Origin of the sequence: Enterobacter sichuanensis, assembly GCF_002939185.1 — a bacterium.
GTDB lineage: Bacteria > Pseudomonadota > Gammaproteobacteria > Enterobacterales > Enterobacteriaceae > Enterobacter > Enterobacter sichuanensis.
Window position 1 is genome coordinate 1 of record NZ_POVL01000142.1, and the last position, 1583, is coordinate 1583.

2 protein-coding genes are annotated in these 1583 nt (G+C 50.7%); one reads left to right on the plus strand and one right to left on the minus strand.

The features are described 5' to 3' along the window. Nucleotides 1-1207: phage tail fiber protein (locus tag C5687_RS25195; RefSeq protein ID WP_238380520.1), on the plus strand; the 1207-nt coding region annotated here is incomplete at its 5' end. 41 nt (nt 1208-1248) lie between these two features. Here the strand turns inward: C5687_RS25195 and C5687_RS24175 are convergent. After that, nucleotides 1249-1515, minus strand: coding sequence for a DinI family protein (locus tag C5687_RS24175; protein WP_058671216.1), 267 nt, complete (start codon nt 1513-1515; stop codon nt 1249-1251). Nucleotides 1516-1583 lie beyond the last annotated feature (68 nt).

Below are 1583 nucleotides of genomic sequence, written 5' to 3' on the forward strand. Positions count from 1 at the left end.
TCCCGCCCAGGTATTCCAGATTACCGCTATCGGCGGGGCAACCAGTCTCACCGTGACACCTGCGGCAAGTCCTGCCATCCCTGCCGGAACGAAGTATTCGATTTTGCTGAGCGACAGCCTGAGTGTGGATGGCCTGGCGCAGGACATCGCTGAAACCTTCACGATGTACCAGCGTTACATGAGCGGGTTCGCTGATGTGATGAAGGGTACTACAGACGTCACTATCACGATTAACGGTGTGGCCGTTACCGTGCCGGGTCAAAAATCTCTGGCGAAGAAAGGGGCTAACAGCGACATTACCAGCCTTTCCGGGCTGACTACCGCGCTCAGTATCAGCCAGGGCGGAACAGGTGCAAAGAATGCTGCTGACGCTCGCACAAACCTCGGTTTGGGAAGTAGCGCCACGAGGAACTCACTGGATTCTGAGATTGTTACCAATAGTGATACGAGTCAGATTCCAACGCTGAAAGCTCTTGGTTTGGGATATTCTCGTCATATCGACAACTTCTCAAACACAAACATGCTTGGATTCGGGCGCTTCACAAGTCAGACAGTCAATAATCCTGAAAATACCTACGGTGTAGGGGTGCAGCTACAATATGATGCTGGTCCATCCACGTCATGGTTCGTTTGGACGATCGATGGACAGGCATATATACAGACAACCCATGGGCAGGGCACTACGTATCTATGGAAAAAGGTTTACACGACTGCAAACACTACTGTTGCATCAGATGGCAGCATTAAAGCAGCATCACCTGTGGCCCGTATTGTGACGAGTCGTGACGTATGCCAGCGAGCTGATATAGCGGAGGATGGGTTCGCATGGTGCGGCTGCGGTACGTCGAACGCCGAGGCGGAAGGAATCAACATTTCCCGGCTCGATGTCGGTGTCTACGTACTGACTGGTTCGACAGGCCTGGCATCTGATGGATGGCAACTGCTGCCGCCAATGGACCCTGGCGGCATGGGAGAACTGGGTGTGGTCGAGGCAGAGCAAACCGACAATGGCGAGCTGACAATCCGCCTGTTTAAGCGCAAATACATGCTCAACGATGAAGGAGAGATCGTTAAAACGAAAGGGGCTGCTATGGATGTTCCGTCTAACAGTTGGATCGATGTGCGACTGGACATGCCTGAAAACAGTGTATGGAATCAACGCCAGAAAGCAGCCGTGGACGCTGCGGAGAATGAATCTGGTTCGTAAATAAATGTTGGCAGCCAGATAAAAATGGCTGCCAGATTTTGTCACATACCAACCTGACGGACTGTAGGAAACTCAGAAACAAGCCACATGTCGGATTCATCAAACATTTCCTCCAGCATACGGTTCAGCTTTTCCCGATCACTTTTGCTGGCATCACTATTTAAGCCGTTCGCCTGCATCGGCTTTACCTTCACTTCGGCATCAGGAAAAATCTGGTGCACCCGCTTTGTTAGTTCAGCCAGGATGATCTCTCTGGCCCCTTGGAGCCCTTCAACATTTCGCTTGTCATAAACCAGTTCAACAAACATACCGATCCTCTCGTAAGTGAAAATTGCCTGTGCTTGATCTGTTTTCATAAAAATACTACTGTATATAC

Bases quoted from the DNA above. Each gene is read 5' to 3' on its own strand.
- C5687_RS24175 (WP_058671216.1), bottom strand. From the start codon at position 1,515: ATGTTTGTTGAACTGGTTTATGACAAGCGAAATGTTGAAGGGCTCCAA.